This is a genomic window from Mesorhizobium sp. RCAM 05104 (assembly GCF_059683645.1).
This window is the reverse complement of record NZ_CM185033.1, coordinates 4892957-4916495: the sequence shown is the minus strand read 5'-3', so window position 1 is coordinate 4916495 and position 23539 is coordinate 4892957. Positions and strand designations below refer to the sequence as shown.

Below are 23539 nucleotides of genomic sequence, written 5' to 3'. Positions count from 1 at the left end.
ACGATCAAGGAGACCAAAGCATGAAAACGGTAACCGGACTTTTCGACAACTACGATGATGCCTCTAGCGCCGTCGCCAAACTTGAGGCCAGCGGTGTTCCGCACTCGGATATCAGCATCGTCGCCAACAACGCGAAAGACCGCGTCCATCGCGATGGCTCCAAGGCTGCAGACGATGCCGCCGGTGGCGCGGGCCTTGGCGCCGCGATCGGCGGAGCTGGCGGACTGCTGGCAGGGCTTGGCTTGATGGCCATACCTGGTGTTGGCCCGGTCGTGGCCGCTGGGTGGCTGGCTGCCACCGCGGTTGGCGCTGTCGGTGGTGCAGTCGTCGGGGGCGCCGCAGGGGGGCTCGTCGGCGCTCTCACGGATTCCGGCGTCACGGAAGACGATGCCCATGTCTATGCCGAGGGAGTGCGTCGCGGCGGCACATTGGTAACAGCCAAGGTCGACGAACAGTTGGCTCCCAATGCCGAACGGATTCTGAGCCAGTCCAAGTCCGTAAATCTGGAAGACCGCAGAGGCGAATATCAGGCCGGCGGCTGGACCGGCTTTGATGCTGACGCGGAAAGCTACCCGGCAAATGAAATCGGGCGCGACCGTGGCCGCGACGTCAATCGAGTCTAGTTGAGAAGACCTCCCGGTCGAAACTTCGAACTTCGTCCGGGAGGTTTCGTTGCATGCGCAGTACGTTCCCGACGGCCGGGGACATCCCGGCTAACGCATCAGCCCCGCTGCGCGCAAAGCGTCCTCTATCACCTTGGAAACACTTTTGACCGAGTCCGCTCGACGGTCGGGCTGCGGTTGCGCGACGCGCGCTGCCCGCACATTTTCCGCCGGCGTATAAGGGAGCAGAGCCGTTCCCGATGCGCGTCGTCTCGGGGCCTTCTCGAGATCAGGCTCACTGGCATCGGTAAGTCTCCAGAAGCCGGCGATCCGGCGTGTTGATGATATTCCTACATCCAGCATGAATGGCGCTGCGACGCCCAGGCCATCATCACCCGACGTCTTCAAGGGTGTGCCATGGCCCATGCCAGCGATGGTGTATGTTTCGATCAGTTCGTTGCCATCGGCATCGCACCACACCTGTCGCATGTGCCCATCGACCGCCTCTTTTCGCGTTGGGCCAGCGTCCACTCCGTGTACCCCTTGCCACTGGGCAAGAATGGAATCGGCATTGGAAGACGCCACAGTATTGTCGGCCGTGCCCTGCCAGATCGAGATCTTTGGCCAAATCCCTTCGTGCGGGGACGCGGCGCTCAAGCGCTGCTGGAGCCCAGTCTTCGATGGGCCGCCATGGCCGCGCATGCGATCGAAAGCCTGGGGGATCGTCGATGCGCTGCCATAGGCAAGTCCTGCAATAATCGCTCCGCCGGCGAACACGTCAGGGTATGTCGCCAGCATTGCCGTTGCCATCGCTCCCCCGGCGGAGAGCCCGGTGATGAAAACGCGCCGGCGGTCGAGGCCATGCCTTGTCACCATGGCTTCGATCATCTGGCGGATGGAGAGCGCTTCGCCGCGGTCGCGTGTTACATCTTCGGGCACGAACCAGTTGAAGCAGAGATTAGGATTGTTGCCACGCCGCTGCTCCGGAAAGAGCAGCGCAAACCCCTGTTCGGCCGCCAGCTTCGACCACCCGGATCCATGATCGTATCCATCAGCGGTCTGCGTACAGCCATGCAGGACGACAACCAACGCAGCGCCACGCGTGAGATTCTCAGGAACGTATGAGCGCGCACCCAAGGCACCGGGATTGGATCCGAAACCAGCTATGTCGGACAAGCGGTCGTCGTGGCGTTGCGGTGAAAGAACCGTTCGGCCCCGCATTGCGGTCAGGCGGGTGATTGTGTCTGAGATGTTTCGCAAATCGAGATCCTTGACCGCCAGGGTGGCGAAACCGCGCACAATGCACGTTCAGGCAACATCGTTGCTGCACTGCACAATAACAAGCTTACGTTGGGTCAGGCAACCAGGGCACGAAGCGCTGGCCGAGCTTGGCATCGACTGTCCGAAGGAACCAAAGTCTTGGGAGGAGCTTCATGGATTGAGCGTCGCGAGGGCGCGCATCGGACATTCAGGAGGACGAAATGGGTTTTTTCAGCAAGGTGTTTTCGGGTCTGACCGGCAGAAGAGCGGATGACAGGAAGGAAACGGGAGACATGCGCAAGGCGACAGGCGCGGGGCCCGCCCTCGCGGCACACTCCACGGACGCAAGAACCTCCGCTGCCACCGGGCAAAACCCGCAAGCCGCTAGGAAGAAAGCGCCTAAGTGAAGAAGGAAACGCGTTCCACCCCGCCTTGCCGGGTGTTCTTGGTCGGCTGAAAGCGAACTGCCCTGCTGAGCCAGTTTCATTTCCATGAACCTGGCGGGTCGACATTGGGGGAACCGTCCTGCGAGTTCCTTGTTGTTCTTCACACAACCGGAGATATCACCGATGCCGAAGGACCAGAACAAAGCCCAGGATACGGATCGCGAGGCGATGCATCTCGCAGAGACGACGGACGTATCGCCGAAGCAGGCGAAGGATTTGTTGCGCGAGCATGGCGACGACAAGAAGAAGGCCGCCGAAAAGGCAAAGAATTTCAAGGCCGAAGGCTAGCGCCCCCACGCCCGCCGGCAACACGCAGGTAGAGGCAGTCCGCTCCTGTTATGACCTTTGGCTCTCTTGGGTATGGGTAGAAACCGCCGGGTCAATCTCCTCGTCGATTGCCTTTGCGATGTACTCCTTCAGGTCGCCTACCTCATCCCAAATGTCTTCAGCGGCGATGCCTTTATCGTTGGCATCCGCAATGCATTGGCTGGCCAGTTCTTCCGCGGCGTCGACACCAACCGGCACGATGGTGGGCTTCTCGATTACGTGCTCCTCGATCCAGTCTCCGACAAAATGCGCGGTGCGGTTGACCATGAGATCGGCATCTTCGGACAGGTCCGCCTCGCCCTTTGGATCATGCTCGGTCGACGCATTCATGGAACTCACCGCGTTGATGGACTTATTCTCAAACGCCCGTCCGCCCCCAAAGATGCACTGGGTTGGCGATAATTATTGTCATCCCCCTTTGCTGGTCCATCAGCCAGGCGGGCGGATTCAACGTCAGGGGAACAGGTGTCACGCACCCGCGTTGTCAGTCACGCTTCGGGAACAGGTTCGAGGACGTCAGGCGGCGGGCGATGAATGACTTAGTGTTCAAGACATCGGGCAAAGTGCGCCCGCGCGAATGCGCCAATGCGCTGCGGGTCGCGCGCCAGACACAGGATGCACTATCCGTCCGCCCGCGAATTGCTGCCAGCAGCGCACGAGGCGAAGGCAAGACCTCCTGGCCGGGCCAAAAAGGCCTTTGTCGGGATGGCCCCTCTGCGGGCGTCCTGTCTGCACGCGCTGCTGAATAGGGCGCGACCAGTGGCCTCGAAGGTAACGCAGAACCAGCAGCCGCCCGGCAACCGCTCCTCCTTGATCGATGGAGAAGCGGCCAGTCGCGCTGCATCAACCACAGAGGCCAGTAAGGCCAGCTTGAAATCCGAGCAAGGCGAGCGTGGGCGCGACGCGGCCTGGCCATCGCAGATCCCGGCGCTCGGCTGGAAAGATATTTTCTGGCGGCTGTGGGAAGAGTTCAACAAGGACCGGGTTCTGCTAGTCGCGGCCGGCGCAACCTTCTATCTGCTGCTGGCGCTGTTCCCGGCCCTGGCGGCGTTCATTTCAATTTATGGTTTTGTCGCCGATCCTGTCACTGTCGCAGATCACGTCGCCTATCTCGGCGGATTGCTGCCATCAGGCGGCCTCGATCTCATTCGCGGCCAGTTGCAGGCGTTGGCCAGCCAGAAGCCGGGCGCTCTCGGGACCGGCTTTTTCGTCGGCCTCGGCATCGCCCTGTGGAGTGCCAACAGCGGCATGAAGGCGCTCTTCGACGCCATGAACATAGCTTACGAGGAACGCGAGAAGCGCAGCTTCATCACCCTCAACCTGATGTCGATCCTGTTCACGGTCGGAGCCTTGATGATCGGCATCGTCCTGTTGCTGACGGTGGGCGTTGTTCCTGCATTGCTGCGCTACTTCTACCTGGATGGGTGGACGGAAGCGCTCGTTGCGGTGTCTCGCTGGCCAATATTGGTGGGCGCGATGCTGACCGGCATCTCCCTGCTCTACCGCTTCGGTCCAAGCCGCGAGCGTGCGAAGTGGCGATGGCTGAGCTGGGGCGCTTTCATCGCGACAGCGGTGTGGATCTCAGCTTCATGGCTCTTCTCGTTCTATCTGCAGCATTTTGCCAATTACAACGCAACATACGGATCGCTTGGCGCGGTCGTCGGTTTGATGATGTGGACGTGGATTTCAGTCATCATTCTCATCGCTGGAGCCGCAGTCAATGCCGAGATGGAACACCAGACGGCGGTGGACTCCACCACGGGCCCGGCGCGGCCGATGGGGGAGCGCGGTGCAGTGGTTGCCGACACTCTGGGCAAGATTGCGGATTGAGGTGCCTTCTGGCTCAGGTCTCGTCGACGCAACAGCCCGTCGCTGGATCGCTGCGTTACGTCCCGTAGGCTGAGGGGTGTCGAATTGGCGATCGAGGGAATCGTTCCGGGTGGGAGACCAATGGGGCCTCTGGTGACCTAACTTCAACACATCTGGCGCGTCTGCCGCGCGGCGAAACGGGGGCCGCCACTCTTATGCAGCCTGTGCAGCCTGGCGTCGATCATTTGAGAACGATCGGCTGGACGATGGCAGTCCTTCACCCCTCCGATGTCGGCGAGGGCGTCTAATCTCGCCCCCGGCTTTTCGATCGCCAGGGAAATGCGGCTGGATTTGGCTGTGCCAGGTGGGCAGTGAGCACAGCCAATCCGATTGCAGGGCTAGCCCAGCTTGACCTTTGGCTCACGTGCCCACCAGCGCAGTTCGCCAAGCCTGGTGACAAATCCCGCGACATCCTTGACCGACGCGAGCCGGACAACCGCCTCATCCTCGACCACGCCCGCCTTCGCCAGCAGCGGCGCTGCCGCCTCGACGAAGCCGATGAATTTGCAATGCGCGAAGGCGTCCGCGACAAAGTCGCGGGCCGTCGAGTCCTTCAGCAGGTCGGCCATTGCCGGCTTTGCCGGCAACAGCGCGACCGCGTCGTAGAGCACCGAAGGTCCGCCTGATATCATCTGCTGTGCGTCGATCCAGCTGCCGTCGCTCGCCGTGGCGCCGCCGACCTTTGGCGCGATGATCTCGAAGCTTGCGCCGGCTTTGGTCAGCGCCTGCACGATCGCCTTCAGCAAGCCGGCGTCCGTTCCGTCGGTCACCAGAATTCCGAGCTTGCGGCCCTCGAAACGACCGGGGCCGTTCTTGAGAATGCTGAGCGAGTCCATAGCACCGAGGTCCCGGCGCGTCGGCACAGCCGCATCGGCCGGCTTCGGCATCGCCTTCAAGCCTAGCGCATCCGCCACCTTGCCGGCCAGCCCGTCATCGATGTTCAGAAGGTGGGACACGATACGCTCGCGGATGACCGGAGTTCGCACCTTGCTCAGTTCGAATGTCAGCGCCGAGGCGATGTGGTCTTGCTCCACGGGCTGCTGGCTGATGTAGAACTGTCGCGCCTGACTGTAGTGGTCGGCAAAGGTCTCCGACCGCAACCGCGCCTTTGGTCCCGCTTCAACTTCAGCGAACGACCGGAACCCCTTGGCCGGCGATTCACGCGGGCCTTCGTCCCATGAATTCGGCTGATAGTTGGCGCGGCCGACCGGGTTGCGCATTGCCATATGCCCATCCTGCTGGAAGTTGTGGAAGGGGCACTTTGGTGCGTTGATCGGAAGGTGGGTGAAGTTGGTGCTTCCGAGCCGTTTGATCTGCGTGTCGAGATAGGAGAAATTCCGCCCCTGCAGCAGCGGATCATTGGAGAAGTCGACGCCGGGCGGGACGTTCTGCGTCATGAACGCCACCTGCTCGGTCTCGGCGAAGAAATTGTCGGGCATGCGATCGAGCACCAGGCGCCCGACCGCGATCGGCGGCAGCACCTCCTCGGGAATGAGTTTGGTCGGATCGAGGATGTCGAAGTCGAAACTGTCGGCGAAGGCCTGGTCGAACAGCTGGAGCTGCAGCTCCCACTCCGGGAAGTTGCCGGCATGAATCGCGTCCCATAGGTCGCGACGATGGAAGTCGGGGTCGGCACCGTTGATCTTGACCGCCTCGTTCCAGGCAACCGACTGGAGGCCAAGCTTTGGCTTCCACAGAAACTTGACGAAGGTCGACTCGTCCCTGGCGTTGAGCAGCCGGAACGTATGGACACCAAAACCTTCCATAAAGCGCAGTGAGCGTGGTATGGCCCGGTCGGACATCGCCCACATGATCATGTGCATGCTTTCGGGGGTGAGCGAAATGAAATCCCAGAAATTGTCATGCGCGGTCTGCGCCTGCGGGAAGTCGCTGTTCGGCTCCGCCTTCGCGGCATGGATCAGGTCGGGAAACTTGATCGCATCCTGGATGAAGAACACCGGGATGTTGTTGCCGACAATGTCCCAGTTGCCCTCCTTGGTGTAGAGCTTTACGGCGAAGCCACGCACATCCCGCGCGAGGTCGGCCGAGCCCTTGTTGCCGGCAACGGTTGAGAAGCGGACGAAAGCCGGCGTCTTTTCACCAGCGCGCTGGAAAATATCGGCCCGCGTGTATTTCGCCAGCGATTCATAGGTTTCAAAGTAGCCGTGGGCACCGTAGCCACGCGCGTGGACGACGCGTTCGGGAATGCGTTCGTGATCGAAATGGAAGATTTTTTCGCGGAAGTGGAAGTCCTCGAGTGTTGTCGGGCCACGGGCGCCGATCTTGAGCGAGTTCTGGTCGTCGGAGACCGGCCCGCCCTGTGCGGTCGTAAGCACCGGCGTCGAGCCGGCTGCGACCTGGTGCAATTCCCCACCTTCGCCGCGGTTCAGTTTCTGATCGTGGATCGTGGCCGATTTTGATACTTGCTTCGCCATGCCGGGAATTCCTTGAGGTTGAACGCGCGGGCTGCGCTGTTTCCTCAATGTCCCGGACGACAATGCGTTCCTTGAAGGCTTCCCTCGGCGATCGAACCACGCATTCGGCCTGCAAACGGCGCCTGCGACCACGCAGCGGTGTCGAGAGCCTTTGATCCTGCCTCGCCGAGCTTCACGCCGCTCCCTACGAACTGCTCACCACACCGCTCAACATCTCGTTCGTTCAGGGCCTTGCAGCGACGGGCCAAGCCGCGGAAGCATTTTCACCTATCGAGGAGACGATCCAGCAAGCCGAGATAAGCGGCGATCTTTGCTGGATGCAGGAGCTGCTGCGCGTGAAGGGCAGCCTGTTTCTCGCGGCTCCGCGCCCTGATCCAGACGAAGACGCGGAGCTCTGTTCGCCTGTCGTTGGAGCTCAGCAATCGTCAGGGAGCGCTGGCATGGGAGTTGCGGACCGCTGTCGACCTTGCCTCCCTGTCAGGTGCTCGCGGCACGAGGCGGCCCGAGCACTTCTCCAGCCAATTTCCGCGCGGTTTGGGAAGGGCTTGCAGACAGACGATTTGCACTCAGCCGCGCATATGCTGGCAACGCCGAACCAGACCAGAACGGACCGCCATATCTCGACGTTCGAGCAACGGATGAGGAACGTCACTCGTCGCCAAGCGTTTGAACGTTGCGGACACGCCAATACGAGAAACCCATTTGGCTTTCCGGCGCGCGGATCATTCCTCACCCCCTTGTCGCCTTCGCATCGCGCTACGATATTGTCGATCGCGCCGGCCTTGCGGAACAGGGTTGCCGGCGTAATTGAAAATGGTTGAAGGACGAGCCCGGAACGTGCATGGCGCGGCGGGCAGAACGATTACGTGGGAAAATCTGAATGACGACGGATACGAAAGCGACGGAAACCAAGGCATTCGAGGCCGATGTCTCGCGGCTGCTGCACATGATGGTGCACTCGGTCTATTCCGACAAGGACGTGTTCCTGCGCGAGCTGATTTCCAACGCCGCAGACGCCTGCGAGAAGCTGCGTTTCGAGGCTGTCAGCCGCCCCGAACTGCTGGGCGACGACCCCAAGCCGCGCATTTCGATTTCGGCCGATCCAGACAACAAGGAAATCATCGTCGAGGATAACGGCATCGGCATGAGCCGCGACGACATGGCCGAGGCATTGGGCACGATCGCCCGCTCGGGCACGCGCGCCTTTATCGAGCGCGTCGGCGCAGCTACAGAGGACACGCAGCTCATCGGCCAGTTCGGCGTCGGCTTCTACTCCGCCTTCATGGTGGCTGAGCGGGTCGACGTCATCAGTCGCCTCGCGGGAAGCGAAGAGGCCTGGCGCTGGTCGTCCGACGGCAAGGGTTCGTATGAGATCGCACCCGCCCCGCTCGAAGCCGCACCCAAGCGCGGCACCCGCGTGGTGCTGCATCTGATGGACGACGCCGTCTCCTACACCGGCTCCTACCGGCTCGAGCAACTGGCCAAGTCGCAGTCGGGCCATGTGCCGGTGCCGATCACGCTCGTCGAAAAACCCGGCGCCGAGGCGCGCGACATCGCCGATGGCACGGCACTCTGGGTGCGGCCGAAGAGCGAGATCAAACCCGAGGAATACACCGATTTCTACCGTAGCGTCGCCGGCCAGTATGACGAGCCGGCGGCCACCATCCATTTCCGCGCCGAGGGCCGGCAGGAATACTCCGTGCTCGCCTTCGTGCCGGGCTCGCGTCCGTTCGATCTGTTCGACCAGGACCGCAGGGGCCGCATGAAGCTCTATGTACGCCGCGTCTTCATCACCGACGATGCCGACCTTCTGCCGCGCTATCTGCGCTTCGTGCGCGGGCTGGTCGATTCCGCCGACCTGCCGCTCAACGTCTCGCGCGAGATGATCCAGGAAAGCCCGCTGCTGGCCGCCATCCGCAAGGGCCTGACCAGCCGCGTGCTGGGCGACCTCGCCAAGTTGGCGGAGAACGAGGCCGAGGCCTATGCCAAGATCTGGGACAATTTCGGCGTCGTTCTCAAGGAAGGGCTCTACGAGGATTACGAGCGGCGCGAGCAATTGCTGAAGCTCGCCCGCTTCCGCTCGACCACATCAGGCGAAGGCTGGCGCAGCCTGGCCGACTATATCGCTGCGATGAAGGAAGGCCAGAAGGCGGTCTTCTTCATGGCCGGCGATGACCGCGCGCGGCTCGCAGCCTCGCCGCAGCTCGAAGGCTTCAAGGCGCGCGGCATCGAGGTGCTGTTGCTCACTGACCCTGTCGACAGCTTCTGGGTGACGATGGCGCCGGACTTCGACGGCAAGCCGTTCAAGTCGGTGACCCAGGGCGTGGCGGAACTGTCCGACATCCCGCTGCTCGACGACGCAAAGAAGCCGGACGGGGCGGCTCCACCGGAGGTCGATGGCTTCCTCGCTTTCGTCAAGTCGGCGCTTGGTGACGCCGTCTCGGATGTGAAAGCCTCCGACCGGCTGACCGAAAGCGCGGTCTGCCTCGTCGCGCCCGAACATGGCCCCGACCGGCAGTTCGAACGGCTGATGAACGCCGCCGGCCGCCTCGACAAGGCGGCCAAACCGATCCTCGAAATCAACCCGCGCCACGAGCGCGTGCTGGCGCTAGCCAGCCTCGGCGACGACGAGCAGGCCTTCAAGGACGACGCGGCTCATCTTCTCTATGACGAGGCACGCGTACTCGACGGCGACAAGCCGGCGGACGCCCGGGCGTTTTCGCAGCGTCTGGCGCGGCTGATCGCACGCGGCATCTCGAAGGGCTGAGCTTCCCTGGCGACCACCGGAGCTGCTGCGATGCCGTTCGCCGACCGAGTTTCGGCGTCCATTGCAGCCGGTGCGCACCCGATGTCCACTGGCTCAATCGCCGACTGTAGACATCGGGCCTCCAATCACCCAATCTTGGCCCGGGAACAAACAGGCGCTTCAAAGAAAGCGCACCGGGTGGTCATGAAACGACGATGGACATTGTATGATCCGCGACTGGCTTGGCTACTGGTCGCGCCGGTGCTTTTGCTGCTGATCTTCTTCCTGGTGCTGCCTATAGCCGTGATGGCGGCCTACACCTTCTTTACCTTCGTCACCGCCGGCGTGGAAACCAGCGCGCTGACGACGGCGAACTGGCATGAATTCCTGACCGACAGCTATTATTCCGGCTTCCTGTTGAAGACGCTGAGGGTCGGGGCCATCACGGCGGTGCTCTGCGGGGTGCTCGGCTATTTTCCGGCCTATTTCATCTGGGCGACCACCTTCAAGCACAAATGGCTGCTGCTTCTACTGCTCATCGTGCCGTTCTGGATCAGCTTCACCATCCGCACCTTTTCGTGGATCAACATCCTGGGCGAACAGGGCGTCATCAACGTTGCGCTGATGAAATTGGGTATCATCAGCGAGCCGCTACCGATGCTCTACAACGAGGGCGCGGTCATCCTCGGCATGCTGCACTTCCTGCTGCCCTACATGATCCTCAACGTCTATGTCAGCCTTGAAAGCATCGACCGCACACTGATCGCGGCGGCCCGCTCGATGGGCTGCACCAGCGCGCAGGCGTTCCGCGAGGTGACGCTGCCGCTTTCGTTGCCGGGCCTCGCGGCAGGCCTGCTGCTCTGCTTCGTGCTGGCCGCCGGCAGCTATGTAACGCCGCAATTGCTGGGTTCCGGCCGCGACGCGCTGTTCGGCAATTTGATCTACGACACGATCATGGGTGAGCTGAACTGGCCGATGGGTGCCACGCTTTCGATCGTGCTGTTCATCGTGCTCGGCTTCTTCGCCGCTGCCTACACGCGCTACATGGGCATGTCGCAGATCGTCAAAGGACTGGGTGGATGAAGGCGCGGCGCAAGCAGGAAGGAAGATGGGGCTGGCGTCTGACCGGCTTCGTCACGCTCTGCGTCTACATCTTCATGTTCGCGCCGATCGTGGCGACGGTGATCCTGTCATTCAACGCCTCGATGTTCGGCGGCTTCCCGATGACCGGCTTCAGCCTGCAATGGTACGGCAAGCTGATGGCCAATGAGCAGGTGCTGACCGCTTTCCGCACCTCGCTGTGGATCGCGGTGGTCACCGCCGCCGTTACCACGGCAATAGGCGTCGTCACGGCATTCGCGCTGGTACGCTTCGAATTCCCTGGCAAGCAGGCGTTGAGCACGCTGGTGATCCTGCCGGCGCTGGTGCCGGAAACCATTCTCGGCGTCGGTCTTTTGGTGCTGATCAAGGCGATCGACCAGCCGAGAACCATGCTTTTGCTGGTGCTCGGCCATATCCTGCTCGCCGTGCCCTATGTGGTGCTGATTACCCAGGCGCGCATGGTCGGTATCCGGCGCGTTTATGAGGAAGCGGCACTTTCGCTCGGCGCCTCGCGCTTTTCATCCTTCCGCGAGATCACGCTGCCGCTGCTCATCCCCGCCGTCGTTGGCGGCGCGCTGCTCGCCTTCACCATCTCGTTCGACAATACGTCGGCCAGCCTGTTCTGGCGGCCGGCGGGTGTCGAGACCATGCCCACCCAGATCCTTTCGATGCTCAAGATCTCGATCAGCCCGGAGATCAACGCACTCGGCACCGTGATGATCCTGGTGACCGTCGGCATCCCGCTGCTCGGCGGCCTGGTTCTGCAAAGCCTGACCAGATTGAAAAGACGCGGCGAACCCAAGGAGGAAGCACGATGAAACTGTCCAACGGCAAGCGGCTTGAACGGCTGCACGATAGGTATCAAAACGGCGATCTGAGCCGCCGTACTTTCCTGACGCTGACCGCCGCTGCGGCGGCCGCGGTGGGCCTCGACATGCCCTGGATGAGGCAGGCCCTCGCCGCGGTTGAAGAGGTCCGCTTCGACGGCTGGGGCGGCACGGTTCAGGATGCGATCGACAAATATGCCTTCAAGCCCTACACCGCCAAGACCAAGATCAAGGTGGTCCAGGGCACGTTCGGCGACGAGGACGAGATCATCACCAAGATCAAGACCGCCAAGCCCGGCGACTACCAGGTCATCCATTCTTCCGGCGTCAACTATTACATCAAATATGTGAACGGCGGCCTGACCTCGGAGATCAATGAGGCCAACATTCCGAACATGGCGAATGTGCTGCAGCCAATGATCGATCCGTTCCGCAAGCTGACGCCGAAACTCTCGGCCGTGCCTTATGACTACGGCACGACAGGCATCGCCTACAACACCAAGGTGATCTCGCCCGAGGAAGCCAAGGAAAAGGGTGCCGCACTGCTGCTCGACAAGAAATACGCGGGCAAGGTCGGCGGTTATGACGACATGACCACGCGCGTCTGGTACGCCGCACTCGCCACCGGACAGGACCCGAACAACCTCAAGGACATGGACGCGATCTGGGCCAAGGTGCGCGAGACGCGAGACCTCGCCAAGAAGTTCTGGAGTTCCGGCGCGGAACTGATGGACCTGCTTTCCAAGGGCGAGATCGTGGTAACCGACGCATGGTCGGGCCGCGTCGCCGCATTGCAGGACCAGGGCCATCCGATCGGCTATCTCGACCCCGTGGGTTCCTATGCCTGGATGGAGGACATGCTGATCCTGAAAGGCTCGCCGATGGCCGAGTGTGAGGAGTTGATCAACTTCATGCTCGACCCGGCGACCGCCATCGCGGTGGCGGAGGGCCAGAGCTATCCGCCATCGCTCGACCCGACAAAAGTCAAGCTGACCGAGAAGATCGAGAAGCTGCCGGCCTTTGACAAAACGGGCACGATGAAGGCGTTGACCTTCGCCGACCCGGTCTACTGGGCGAGCAATGAGGACGCCTGGAACAAGCAGTGGCACAGGATCTCGAAAGGTGCCTGACAGCCACGACTTTTCAGGGGTACCCCGGCCGGCCGCGGCCGGGGTGGCAAGGTCCGGTGCGGGCGGATCCGCTCAGGGCGGCGCGGAGACGAGCCAGCCGGCGGTCGAGTTCCGCGACATCGACATCGCTTATGGCAAGTTCGTGGCGGTGCGCGATTTCTCGCTGTCGATCCGCAAGGGCAGCTTCGTCACCCTGCTCGGGCCTTCGGGCTGCGGCAAGACCACGATCCTGCGTTCCATCGCAGGCTTGGTCGACATTTCGGGCGGCCAGATCATGATCGATGGGCAGCGGGTTGACGACGTGCCGATCTACAGGCGCAATATCGGGCTGGTCTTCCAGAGCTACGCACTATTCCCGCACAAGAACGTGTTCGACAATGTCGCCTTCGGCCTGAAGTACCGCAATGTGCCGAAGCCCGAAATTGCGCGCAAGGTCGCCCAGGCGCTCGAGATGGTGCGGCTGCCGGGTAGCGAGAAGAAGCTGCCCTCGCAACTGTCGGGCGGGCAACAGCAGCGCATCGCACTCGCCCGCGCCATCGTCTTCGAGCCGCAGGTGCTGCTGCTCGACGAGCCGCTGTCGGCGCTCGACGCGAACATGCGCGAGGAAATGCGCGTTGAGATCAAGAAGATCCAGAAGCAAACCGGCATCACCGCTATCTTCGTCACGCACGACCAGGAAGAAGCGCTCTCAATGTCGGATCGCATCGTGGTGATGAACGCCGGCGCAGTGGAGCAGATCGGAACCCCGCAGGAGGTCTACGAGGCACCAGCCACGGCCTTCGTCGCCGACTTCCTCGGCAAGGCCAACATGCTGGCAGGGACCGTGAGGAGATCCGGCCAAGGAACAGCGGTGGTGCTTGCCACCGGCCAGACGATCAACGTGGCCAGTCCAACGCCGCTTGCCGACGGCAGCAAAGTCACTGTCGTCGTGCGGCCGCAGAAACTGTCGGTCGGCGCGGCGGCGAGCGCCAACCGTCTGCCCGGCCGCGTCGTCTCTGCCTCGTATCTGGGCGGTAGCGCCATCTACGAGATCGATATCGGCGGTAAGACCAGCATCCGCGCCAATGCGCCGATTAGTGGCCGGGTGCTTCGCGAAGGCGAGGCGATCGACCTCGGCTTCGATCCCGAGGGCTGCGTTCTCCTCGACGAGGATGGTCAGCGGATTTCGTGATGCAAATCGCCGAGGACCCGGGCCGTGAACTCATAGATGGGGAATACCGAGAAGGGGCCGACAGCGGAACGACGGCAATTAATTCGGCGGCCGGCCCTGGGGATAGCGGCCCTACCGATGCATGATGGGATTATGGTTCCGCAGTCGGCAGCTCCCTTGGCTGAGGCAGCTATGAGGAGTTCTGCCAGCAAGGCGATTGCATTCGACCTGCAAGTCGTACGAAAGCTATTTACGTCATGACCCGCCCGTGACAGCCCTTCTGCACAGATTTATGAGGGGTTGTTGCATCTCGATAAAGCGGGTCTTATCTCGTTTGAGGCACTGGGTGGTTTCTCGCGCCAAGGTTTTGGCCCAATTGCGCCCCGCACTTATTTCGACAAAACCATCTTTTTTAGGTTTGCGGATGGAGACGCCCCACTGCCACCAACCGGCAACACTCTCATCTGCGGCAATGCTCTATTCACAAAGGCCGGCGAGGAGCTTTGGAAGATTGCGGAAGCAAGAAAAAAGAGGCGTATTTCGAATCCGCAGTTAAAGCGTGGGAAAACGAGGGGCTAACCGCGATGGACGCGCTCGAATTTATCACACAGTTCCAAATGCGTGCGTCACAATAGCCATATTTTGGGGCACCGCCTTGGGGCACCGCCAACTGAGTACGTTGATTAAATTGCTGTGAAATCAATAACATATGTGGCAATCGGATTGATGGCGGAGAGAGCGACAGCCATATTGCTGTCTCATGTCGTCTCAACCAATGAACATAATAAGGCAATATCAATACTTTAATCTAAAATAGCTGTCTCGCGCCGTTGCAATCTGTATCATCCAATGCCACTATTTTTGGCGGGTAAGATGATGGGATTGAGAAATGCCGAAGATCGCGAAGGAACTTTCAGCACTAGCCGTCAAGAACTTGAAACACCCCGGATCGACCACACCGGGCAACGCTGTGTTTGCTGTTGGCGGTGTTGCCGGGCTCATGCTCCAAATCACGCCGGGCAGCGGCCGGTCATGGCTATTGCGCACAACAAACGTCAATGGCCGGCGTTGCGAAATGGGTCTTGGCGGGCATGACGTATCATTGGGCGAAGCCCGCGAGCGGGCGAAGGCGACCAAAGACAAAATCCGCAACGGCATCAATCCGCTTCAAGAGAAGCGCGAGCGTCGCAAAGCCGCGATCGAGGCCGCAAAGCGCCATCTCACATTCCGCGATGCCGTTGACAAATTCCTTGCCGACACGCTGGCGGAATTCAGGAACGAAAAGCATCGGAAGCAATGGCAATCCACGCTGGACACGTATGCAATGCCCGTCATCGGCAATCTTGCCGTTTCCGAAGTCACCAAACATCACATGGTCGAAATCCTTAAGCCGATCTGGACGACCAAGACGGAGACGGCCACGCGTTTGCGGCAACGTTGCGAACGGGTGCTTGATTGGGCAAAGGCACACGGACACCGCGAGGGCGACAATCCGGCACAGTGGAAGGGCAATCTCAATGCCATGTTGTCCAAGCCAAGCAAGGTTGCGACAGTCGATAATCAGCCCGCCGTTCAGTTGAAAGACGCGCCCACGTGGTTCGCAGCATTGCGCAAACGCGAAGGCACGGGTGCACGGGCATTGGAATTCGCGACATTGACCGCTGCGCGATCCGGCGAAGTACGCGGCATGGAATGGCCGGAAATCGATTGGGGCGCCAAATTGTGGGCGGTGCCGGCATCGCGAATGAAAATGAGGCGCCCGCACGTTGTGGCGCTATCCGATGCGGCAATGGCAATCCTAACTGCGATGAAAGAGGCCGCGACCGCCGATACCGAATATGTGTTTCCAGCGATCCGTGGCGGCATGCTGTCCGACATGACGTTGAGCGCCACCATGAGACGGATGCACGAAAGCGAAATCGAGGCGGGCCGCACGGGCTGGCTCGACAAAAACTCGAAGCGTCCAGCCGTGCCCCATGGGCTGCGGTCAACGTTTTCTGATTGGGCAGGGGAGTTGTCCGACTATCCCCGAGACATGCGGGAATTTGCGCTCGCCCACGCCATCAATAGCGACGTCGAGGCCGCATACCGGCGCGAAACCATGATTGAGAAGCGCCGCGCCATGATGAGCGATTGGGCTGCGTTTTTGCGGGGGCGGGAACGGACCGAAGCTCTAAGACATGAGCCTCGGCAACGCTGGCCGAAGGCTATAAGCTCGCGAGAAAAACGGAACGCTAAGCTGTTCAGCAATATCGGTCGCTGATCGTATTGGGCGAACCGGAATTATCAGCGGTGGCGCTGAGTTGTTCCGCTCAGTTCGATGGGTGCTGCGTGACGCCGCCTCTAATTTCGGCTGGCTAAGCGCACGCCGGGCCCACCACCATTCTCTGGAATGAATTCGATGCCAGCGTTCTCCAGGGCACCTTTTACCGCCTGCAGCGTGGTGTCGAACAGAACCTCGCCGCGCTCCAATCGCGCGATAGTGTTGGGAGAGACCTTGGCGAGGGCAGCAAGCTCTCGAATGCCTAGATGAAGAGCTGCCCGCGCCATCCGACACTGGGCCGAAGTTATTGCCATTCGTAGTAACCCTGTTACTAAGTTGTTGCATTTGCTGGCCATAGATAGTAACACTGATACTACCGTTGATGCCGACAAGCATCTTGAGCGGTTGGACAGGTGCGGTCACACCTGTCCAACCTAACCACAACCCCAGCTTTCATGGAGCTCGGATCATGGATGATTCCGACAATAGCACGAGTTTGTCTTTCGTCACCCGGCGGCGCTTGCTGGCGGGCACGGCCACGGCCGCCGTGGCATGGCCCTTCCATGTAAAGTCACGGGCCGCCGAACTGACGGACGGCAGCAGCGCGGCTGATCCTGCTCTCCGTCTGTGTGGGAACTGGCAAAAGATCCACAACGAGACACTGGCGCTGTGCCGCGAACAGCAAAGGTTGGAGACACACCTCGCCAGGACGGTCGGCTTTCCCTGCGCCAAGGTACGGCTTGCCGATGGTACGGAATCAACGCTCCATTCCATGGAAGGCCTGAACGACGCGTACTCTCATGAAATTGAAGTCGAATGGAACAGGGCGGTTGCCGACTTCGCGGCACACCAGGCGCGTTGGGATGCCGCCGATGCTGAGATCGGCTATTCGAAAGCAGACGAACTGATACGGCAATCCGAAATAGCCGAAAGCGAACTTCTGGATAATCTACCGCAGACAGCCGCTACCTCCATCGAGGGCATTTTAGCCAAGCTGCTCGTTATCTTGCATGACGGTGAGCATTGGGAACATCCCGCCGATTTCCCTTGGCCTCATATCCGTTCGGTGCTGGATGACCTCGGCCGCCACCATAAAATATCGATCCGGCGATGATCGCGATCGATCGGGCAATCGTTAGCCGACGGACCTTATAAGGGGTGAGGATGCAGCCTGCTTCGAAGGAAGCCGGATCGGAGGCAGCCCGTTACGGCCGCTTCGCTCCAAAGTTGCCCTGCTTGAGCAAGCCATCTTGATAGTCGCGAGGCCGACCATCGTTTCTGGTTTGCCATTTTCGCTCGCCTCGGCGGCGCGCCTGACGGACACGGCAGTAACCCTGCCGCCGTGACAGCTGCGTCTCGGTGAAGGCCAGCTTTCCGCGAATTGTGCATCACCCTGATCACAATTTGTCGCCCTGGTCTTGCGGACGCCACGAAACGGGATTGGTGATCCAGCGACTGATGTCGGATTCATGCCAGCCTGCACCGTGGATACTGATCTGGATCTGGCGTGGGAAGGTGCCGTCGGCGATCTTGCGATAGATGGTGGACCGGGACAGACCTGTCCGGGAGACGACGGTTTTCAGGCGGATGATACGGTCTGGTTCGCGCATGGACGCACTGCCTCCTGCTGGTTGTTTTTGACTGCTCCTGATCAAGAGAGGACAGACACTTGCGGGCGCGCAAGAGGGTTTTCCGCGTCATAGTACCCCGGCATAGAGACGGCGGCAGATAGGACTGTCTAGAGTCCAATGCCCCGGCCCCGCCCGAGGTCGATGCCGTGGGTGAATGCGAGTTCCGCACCAAGGCGGCGGCCGGATTCGACCTGGATGCCAAGCGCCTTCTTATGATTGGCAAGCAGGGATTCAAGCTGCGGATCGCGCTTGAGGCTTTTGGCCATGTCACCCATCGCCAATCGCGTGGCCTTGTAGCCGGTCATGTCGCCGGCCTGATATTGCGCCCGTCCCGCACGGTCGAGCTTTTGCCAACGCTCGACGAAACGGTCGGCGCGGCGGACGGGATCGATGTCCATCCTGGTGCGGATTTCCGTCTCAAGCTGTAGAGCAAGCACGATGCGGCTGACACGGCCGGCGCTTGCTTCACGAACCAGCTCGGGATTTTTCACATAGGCCGCTTCGGCATCGCGCCAGCCATGAGGCCGCACCTTCTCGAAAGCGTTGCGCGCATCCCTCAACTCGCGGATCTGTTCGGGACTGCCCTGCCCGTTGGCATTTCCAGCACTGAGGATCGCGTCGAGAGCGCGCGCGTGACGCACAAGCGACTGGGTGCGGGCTCGCCGCATTTCTGTTTCCGCGTCCACCGGCACATTCGTGTCGCGCGGCACGCCGGTGGCGAGATTTCCTCTGCCGGGCGTCGGGCCTGCATCTCCGATCCGCACCCCTACATCTTCCCTTTCCGGTCCAGGTCCACGTTCCTGCATGGGCTCGCCGTCTCCAGGCGAGCGCAACCCGTCCAGCAGTCCGCCGATCCTGTCGCGCAGCTTCTCCGGAACGATCCGGCGCACGATCTCGACCACGCGCTCGCGGAACTTGATCCCGCGCCGCTCGGCATAGCTCTGCGCCGGGTCGAGCTGATCGTAATCCGACGCCATGTCCTTGGCGCGGTCGCGTGACAGCGTCCGGACGAGCCGTTCGCGGGTCGCGAAGTCCTCTCCGCCGTAATGCAGGTCCATCCTTTCGCGATGTCGCGAGAGGGCGACGTAGCTGCCATGTGCATCCATGCCTGGCGTGGCGAGCACATGGGTCCGGTCGACGGTCATGCCCTGGGCCTTATGAATGGTTGCGGCATAGCCGTGGTCGATGTGGGAATAGTCTTTCAGGTCAAAGTGTACCGACCTCCCATCGTCGGCGCGAACGGTCATGCTCTGGGTGCTGACTTCCTCCACGATGCCAAGCGTGCCGTTCTTGACGCCAAGCCCGCGCTCGTTGCGCAGGAACATGACCCGGTCGCCGCTGGCGAAGGCCCTTGCACCGCGTTCGACATTCACCTGAACCTCGTCGCCGAGTTCGCCAGCAGCGTGCATACGCTCGCGCGCTGCGTTGTTGAGCGCGCGCACCTCGTCGTTTGTGTGGGTGAGGATTATCCGGCTTGCCTCTGGATGCGCCTGCCTGTCTCGATCCCAGCGCGCGACGAGATTGCTGCGCGCCTCATTGCGCGTTGCAGCCTGGTGCACCATGCCTTGCGCGTCGTAGGCGCTGATCGCGGCGCCGATCCTGCCGGTTGCGAGATCGCGGGTCGCATTACGCTGCCAATCTTCGCGCTGCCGACGCACCTGGCCGATCTCTACGCCGCCATGCCGCTGGTGAATCGAGCGGAATGCGGCACCGGCTTCGATTGCCTGCAACTGCTGCGGATCGCCGACGAGGACGACTTTTGCGCCGGCGTCCGCGGCATGGGAAAGCACGCGCTCCAACTGGCGCGTGCCGACCATGCCGGCCTCATCGATCACCAGGACATCGCGCGCGGTGAGCAGATCCCTGCCCTGTTCCCAGCTATGCTCCATACTGGCAAGTGTACGCGACGAGATACCTGAACCGCCTTCCAGATTCTCGGCCGCAATGCCGGAGAGTGCCGCGCCTCGAACCTCATAGCCCGCCGCTGCCCATGCTTGGCGCGCAACGCACAGCATGGCGCTCTTGCCCGTTCCGGCAAAGCCGACGACGACACCCAGACCGCGACCATCGGTGATGTGCTCAAGCGCATCGACCTGCTCGCCCGAAAGGACAAGCCCGTGTTGCGCAGCCCGCGCCAGTGCTGCCTCGCGATGTGCGTTGCTCACCGCGTGGCGCTCGTCCAAATCGATACGCTCCGCCGCGCGGTGAAGGCGCTGTTCGGTCTCGATCATCTGCCGAGTGGTGAAGCGGTCTTCGCCGCGTCCGTCCTTGCCGAGTTCGACCAGATCGGGTGCATTGCTGATGGCTGTCACGACCGCGTTGAACTGCTCCATTCCGTCGCTGTGGCGATGCGAGAACTTCGCGATGTCCTTTCGGGTGAAGGTCGATTGCTGATGGGTGATGGCGTCGAGCGCCACGGACGGTACCGCAATAATGCGCTCACCATTGTTGCGCGCGATCTCGCGATGCAGTTCGGCGCGATCGGCTTCAATGTCGCCAGCAGCAAGGCCACTGCCCTCGATGCGCTGGGCTGGCGCACCGATCTGCGTCTGCGGCTCCAGGGCAATGCCCTGTGCTTCCAGACTGCGATGATCGATGTGGGCGTCGATGTCGAGTTCGGCCAGGCGTTCATTGGCCAGCTCCGCCCACCGCTCGCGCCAACGCTCGACCATCTGGGTAGCATTCCAGTCTCGAACCTTGGCCCCGAAACCGTTCTCGTCCACGGCCCGCATGGTGAGCATGACATGAGCGTGCGGTTTGGGGCTGCCATCCTCTGCGCTGTCCCAATGCACATTGAGATCGGCCACCATGCCTCGGCTTACAAACTCGACTTGTACAAAGTCGCGCGCCAGGTCGATGCCTTGCGCCTGGCTGAGTTCACGTGGAAGCGCAAACTCGACCTCGCGGGCGAGCTGGGCGTCCTTGCGGACCTCGAAGGCTTCGACATCGTTCCACAGCCGTTCGCGGTCGCGCCAGGCCTCCGGAGCATCCTCCGGCAGCATCACCTCGGAATGGACGACGCCGCGCTTGGCCGAGAAATCGTGAGTGCGTTCGATCCGCTCGTCACGTAGTCGCGACGCCGAGCGGTAGGCCGCCGACGCGACAGCGCTCGAGCCTGCCTTGCGGCCAATGACTTTGACATGAAGATGATAGATCGCCATCACGACGGGATCATTTGCACGGCAAAGCGCACGTCGGCACGACGTATAAGCGCGCCCTCCCTCGAAAAAATCTCGGGATGGACCAGCCCGTCCCGGGCTGTCTCGGCAACACTGAAGCCTTCCCGCAGGCGCTCCCCTATCATCCTCCGATCGACAACCGATGGAGACAGCCATGCGTAAACCACGCGATTTCGACGCCGAACTGAAGGCGCTGGAAGACAGAGCGCGAGAGCTCAAAACGCGAAAGGTGCAGCAACTTGGCGAGCTGGTGATTGCCACCGGCGCCGATCAGCTCAGCAGCGACGAACTGGCCGGCGCGCTGGTCGCGATCACTGAGACGAAAGACACCTCAAAGCGTGAGGCATGGGCCAAGCGTGGAGTGATGTTTTTCGAGAGCGGGTCCCGGCGAACTGCTCCGGCATCTCAGCGCAACCCACTCGGCGCTCCAACACAACCGGGCAGCCCACAATCGCCGGCAAGCGGCACAGGCTCGCAGTGACATGCGCGGGTGGCAGGTCGAGCGACGCCAGCGCACGCGACATCTGATCGAACTTGGCGGTCTCGTCGTCAAGGCAGGCATCGTCGAGCTCACCAACGAAGATCGCGCTACCATCTACGGCGCGATGCTCTGGATCGCTGCGAAGCTGCAGAGCCATGAAGGAGAGCAAGCACAACGATTATGGACTGCGAAGGGTAGGCAGGCGTTCGATGCTGAACGGCGTGAAGAGCAGATGGGACGGCGAACGTAGCCACAGTTGGCGCGAGCAGCGGCCGGCACGAAGCCCTAACAGCAGACTTCCGCCGGTGCGCCAGCGCCGACGCCGCAGTCAAGCGCTTGCGCAGGAGGCTTTCGCGATCTTCCTCGCTACCGGCGACAATCTTCTCTCGCGAGGCCTTGATCCAGATGATGAAGGGCGCAAAACTTGAGTAGGCGAAGCTCGTCAAAGCAGGTGCTGCCCTATCAGCAACCTTCAAATGCCAGATCGTGTTCCCCTCGAAACCTCCCACGCCCCACAGATGCGATCATGCACACTGCGCGTTGATACAAACTCTATAGCCAGGGTGCGAGCCAGCACTGCTCTGCACAGCTGGAACGGGCGGAAAAGCGAGGGAAGCTCCTCGCTTTAGATGAGATCTTCAAAGGCATCCCAGCCGATGGAATGACAGAAGCGAAACTTACTCTTGTCATGTTGCGCAAGAGAGGTGGATTTTACGAAGAAACGTACTATTTGCGTCGTGGGCAGGGCAGAAAAATCAATCGTCGCTCAATTAATCCGATACAAAAAAGGGAAATTATATGACCACTGCTCTCGAGCAAGGCAACAAACTGGATACCGTGTCGATAACGGCTGACATTGTCGCGGCCTATGTATCGAACAATCCAGTACCGGTTGGCGAGTTGCCGAAACTAATCGGCGACATCCACGCCGCCCTGAATGGCATTGGCACGCCGGCGGTAGAACCCGTGGTAAAACAGGAGCCGGCAGTTTCGATCAAGAAATCGGTAACGCCCGACTTCATCATCTGTCTGGAAGATGGAAAGAAATTCAAATCGCTCAAGCGGCATCTTCAGCACTTTAACCTGACCCCCGACCAGTATCGGCAGAAGTGGAACCTGCCAGCGGACTATCCGATGGTGGCGCCTAACTATGCGGCGACCCGGTCGGCCCTGGCGAAATCAATTGGACTTGGGCGCAAGGCGGCGACGCCCACGTCTGCCGCGGCAGAAAAACGCAAACCGGCCGTCAGGGCGGCGGCAGCGAGAACCACTGCGGCGGCAATCAAGTCGCCGGTGAAGAAGGCGCGCAAGGCGCGGGCCAAAGCGTAACCTGCTGCATCTGACAGAGGCCTAGGCTGCGCCTGACCTGAACATGGCGAAGCCCCGCCTTGCGGTGGGGCTTCGTGTTGAGATGGATCATTCTGCGGTGCGGCGGGACCAGATGAGCGAGAAGTCGCCATCGGTGTCGGTCTCGACTAGGCTCGCATAGATCGGAGCGGGGAAGCTGGGATCGTCGAGCTTTACGGAGTGGTAGTCGCGTCCCTCGCGCGAGGTCTTCTTCCATGCCGCCCCGAACTCTGTGTTATGCGGTGCACCGCATAACACCGATTATGCGTAGCGCGGGATTATGCGGAGTCGCGTGCTGGAGGTCCCGGTATCCCGGGGCTTTTGTGGCTGTTTCGCGCCGCACAATAACGGGCTGATGTGCGCGGCGCCCCGCCGTGTTGGGAGGCGCCGCGGTGTCGATCAGCGTGACCAGATCAGCGCATATTTGCCATCGTCGCCTTCGAAGAGGTTGGCGTAGATGGGTGCGCTGAAGGAGGGATCGTCGAGCTTGACCGAGTGGTAGGTCCGGTCCTCCTTCGAGGTCCGGCGCCAGGCGGCACCGATCTCGACGCCGGAGACGATGACCCGCAGGTCGGGCGCCTTGTCGCTGGTGACGGCAGGATCGCTGGGGATGAGGCGCGCCTTGGCGTCGATGGCGAGGGTCTTGATGGTGCCAGTGTAGGTGCCGTCGTTGCTGAGGGTGAACGAACCGATCTGGGACATGGTGGAACTCCTGTGCTGTGTTCAAGCCCGCGACCATCGCGGC

Annotated in this window: 21 protein-coding genes and 1 pseudogene; 14 read left to right on the top strand and 8 right to left on the bottom strand. The window is 61.3% G+C overall.

Annotated elements, in window-relative coordinates; genetic code table 11:
- The first annotated feature begins 20 nt into the window (after positions 1-20).
- On the top strand, positions 21-623 hold the full coding sequence (locus AC56QP_RS24100; RefSeq protein ID WP_497101007.1) for a general stress protein: 603 nt from the start codon (positions 21-23) through the stop codon (positions 621-623).
- A gap of 90 nt (positions 624-713) precedes the next feature.
- Here the strand turns inward: AC56QP_RS24100 and AC56QP_RS24095 are convergent, their stop codons facing one another.
- The gene (locus tag AC56QP_RS24095) at positions 714-1862 is read right to left on the bottom strand and encodes an extracellular catalytic domain type 1 short-chain-length polyhydroxyalkanoate depolymerase (protein ID WP_489863527.1); all 1149 of its coding nucleotides are present in this window, start codon (positions 1860-1862) and stop codon (positions 714-716) included.
- Between the two features lie 569 nt (positions 1863-2431).
- On the opposite strand from AC56QP_RS24095, the gene AC56QP_RS24090 reads away from it, so the two are divergent.
- Positions 2432-2596: a hypothetical protein gene (locus AC56QP_RS24090; RefSeq protein WP_489863190.1), complete on the top strand. Its 165-nt coding sequence runs from the start codon at positions 2432-2434 to the stop codon at positions 2594-2596.
- 48 nt (positions 2597-2644) lie between these two features.
- Here AC56QP_RS24090 and AC56QP_RS24085 read toward each other — a convergent pair whose 3' ends face one another.
- The gene (locus tag AC56QP_RS24085; protein WP_489863191.1) at positions 2645-2965 is read right to left on the bottom strand and encodes a hypothetical protein; all 321 of its coding nucleotides are present in this window, start codon (positions 2963-2965) and stop codon (positions 2645-2647) included.
- A 285-nt stretch (positions 2966-3250) separates the two neighbouring features.
- On the opposite strand from AC56QP_RS24085, the gene AC56QP_RS24080 reads away from it, so the two are divergent.
- A complete protein-coding gene (locus AC56QP_RS24080) occupies positions 3251-4465 on the top strand; it encodes a YihY/virulence factor BrkB family protein (protein ID WP_489863192.1) in 1215 nt (404 codons plus the stop codon).
- Positions 4466-4842: 377 nt separating this feature from the next.
- Here AC56QP_RS24080 and katE read toward each other — a convergent pair whose 3' ends face one another.
- Complete coding sequence (katE, locus tag AC56QP_RS24075) at positions 4843-6939, bottom strand: catalase (RefSeq protein WP_489863193.1); 2097 nt, start codon at positions 6937-6939, stop codon at positions 4843-4845.
- A gap of 880 nt (positions 6940-7819) precedes the next feature.
- Here katE and htpG point away from each other — a divergent pair.
- From htpG to AC56QP_RS24040, 7 genes are all read left to right on the top strand, one after another.
- On the top strand, positions 7820-9706 hold the full coding sequence (htpG, locus tag AC56QP_RS24070; protein WP_489863194.1) for a molecular chaperone HtpG: 1887 nt from the start codon (positions 7820-7822) through the stop codon (positions 9704-9706).
- A 183-nt stretch (positions 9707-9889) separates the two neighbouring features.
- The gene (locus tag AC56QP_RS24065) at positions 9890-10768 is read left to right on the top strand and encodes an ABC transporter permease (RefSeq protein ID WP_489863195.1); all 879 of its coding nucleotides are present in this window, start codon (positions 9890-9892) and stop codon (positions 10766-10768) included.
- Positions 10765-11604, top strand: a complete 840-nt coding sequence (locus tag AC56QP_RS24060) for an ABC transporter permease (protein ID WP_489863196.1) — start codon at positions 10765-10767, stop codon at positions 11602-11604. The genes AC56QP_RS24065 and AC56QP_RS24060 overlap by 4 nt, the downstream gene beginning before the upstream one ends.
- Positions 11601-12743, top strand: coding sequence for an ABC transporter substrate-binding protein (locus AC56QP_RS24055; RefSeq protein WP_091577989.1), 1143 nt, complete (start codon positions 11601-11603; stop codon positions 12741-12743). The genes AC56QP_RS24060 and AC56QP_RS24055 overlap by 4 nt, the downstream gene beginning before the upstream one ends.
- Positions 12736-13914, top strand: coding sequence for an ABC transporter ATP-binding protein (locus tag AC56QP_RS24050; RefSeq protein ID WP_489863197.1), 1179 nt, complete (start codon positions 12736-12738; stop codon positions 13912-13914). The genes AC56QP_RS24055 and AC56QP_RS24050 overlap by 8 nt, the downstream gene beginning before the upstream one ends.
- A gap of 282 nt (positions 13915-14196) precedes the next feature.
- Positions 14197-14472, top strand: a complete 276-nt coding sequence (locus AC56QP_RS24045; protein ID WP_489863198.1) for a hypothetical protein — start codon at positions 14197-14199, stop codon at positions 14470-14472.
- A gap of 310 nt (positions 14473-14782) precedes the next feature.
- Entirely contained in the window at positions 14783-16156 is a 1374-nt protein-coding gene (locus AC56QP_RS24040) for a tyrosine-type recombinase/integrase (protein ID WP_489863199.1), read from the top strand.
- 80 nt (positions 16157-16236) lie between these two features.
- Here AC56QP_RS24040 and AC56QP_RS24035 read toward each other — a convergent pair whose 3' ends face one another.
- Complete coding sequence (locus AC56QP_RS24035) at positions 16237-16443, bottom strand: helix-turn-helix domain-containing protein (RefSeq protein ID WP_489863528.1); 207 nt, start codon at positions 16441-16443, stop codon at positions 16237-16239.
- Between the two features lie 182 nt (positions 16444-16625).
- Here AC56QP_RS24035 and AC56QP_RS24030 point away from each other — a divergent pair, with 182 nt between their 5' ends.
- Positions 16626-17270: a hypothetical protein gene (locus AC56QP_RS24030; protein WP_489863200.1), complete on the top strand. Its 645-nt coding sequence runs from the start codon at positions 16626-16628 to the stop codon at positions 17268-17270.
- A 283-nt stretch (positions 17271-17553) separates the two neighbouring features.
- Here AC56QP_RS24030 and AC56QP_RS24025 read toward each other — a convergent pair whose 3' ends face one another.
- Together AC56QP_RS24025 and traA are read right to left on the bottom strand one after the other, a co-directional pair.
- Positions 17554-17766, bottom strand: a complete 213-nt coding sequence (locus AC56QP_RS24025) for a helix-turn-helix transcriptional regulator (RefSeq protein ID WP_489863201.1) — start codon at positions 17764-17766, stop codon at positions 17554-17556.
- Positions 17767-17894: 128 nt separating this feature from the next.
- The gene (gene traA, locus AC56QP_RS24020; RefSeq protein WP_489863529.1) at positions 17895-20948 is read right to left on the bottom strand and encodes a Ti-type conjugative transfer relaxase TraA; all 3054 of its coding nucleotides are present in this window, start codon (positions 20946-20948) and stop codon (positions 17895-17897) included.
- 172 nt (positions 20949-21120) lie between these two features.
- Here traA and AC56QP_RS24015 point away from each other — a divergent pair, with 172 nt between their 5' ends.
- From AC56QP_RS24015 to AC56QP_RS24005, 3 genes are all read left to right on the top strand, one after another.
- Entirely contained in the window at positions 21121-21447 is a 327-nt protein-coding gene (locus AC56QP_RS24015; RefSeq protein ID WP_489863530.1) for a conjugal transfer protein TraD, read from the top strand.
- A 1-nt stretch (position 21448) separates the two neighbouring features.
- Positions 21449-21697: a conjugal transfer protein TraD gene (locus AC56QP_RS24010; RefSeq protein ID WP_489863202.1), complete on the top strand. Its 249-nt coding sequence runs from the start codon at positions 21449-21451 to the stop codon at positions 21695-21697.
- Between the two features lie 548 nt (positions 21698-22245).
- Positions 22246-22776 (top strand): Ros/MucR family transcriptional regulator, encoded by a 531-nt coding sequence (locus AC56QP_RS24005; protein ID WP_489863203.1) that lies wholly within the window; start codon positions 22246-22248, stop codon positions 22774-22776.
- An 87-nt stretch (positions 22777-22863) separates the two neighbouring features.
- On the opposite strand, the pseudogene AC56QP_RS24000 reads toward AC56QP_RS24005, so the two are convergent.
- A pseudogene (locus AC56QP_RS24000) lies at positions 22864-23031 on the bottom strand (DUF736 domain-containing protein); the annotation flags it as partial.
- Between the two features lie 162 nt (positions 23032-23193).
- Positions 23194-23496, bottom strand: a complete 303-nt coding sequence (locus AC56QP_RS23995) for a DUF736 domain-containing protein (RefSeq protein WP_489863204.1) — start codon at positions 23494-23496, stop codon at positions 23194-23196.
- Positions 23497-23539 lie beyond the last annotated feature (43 nt).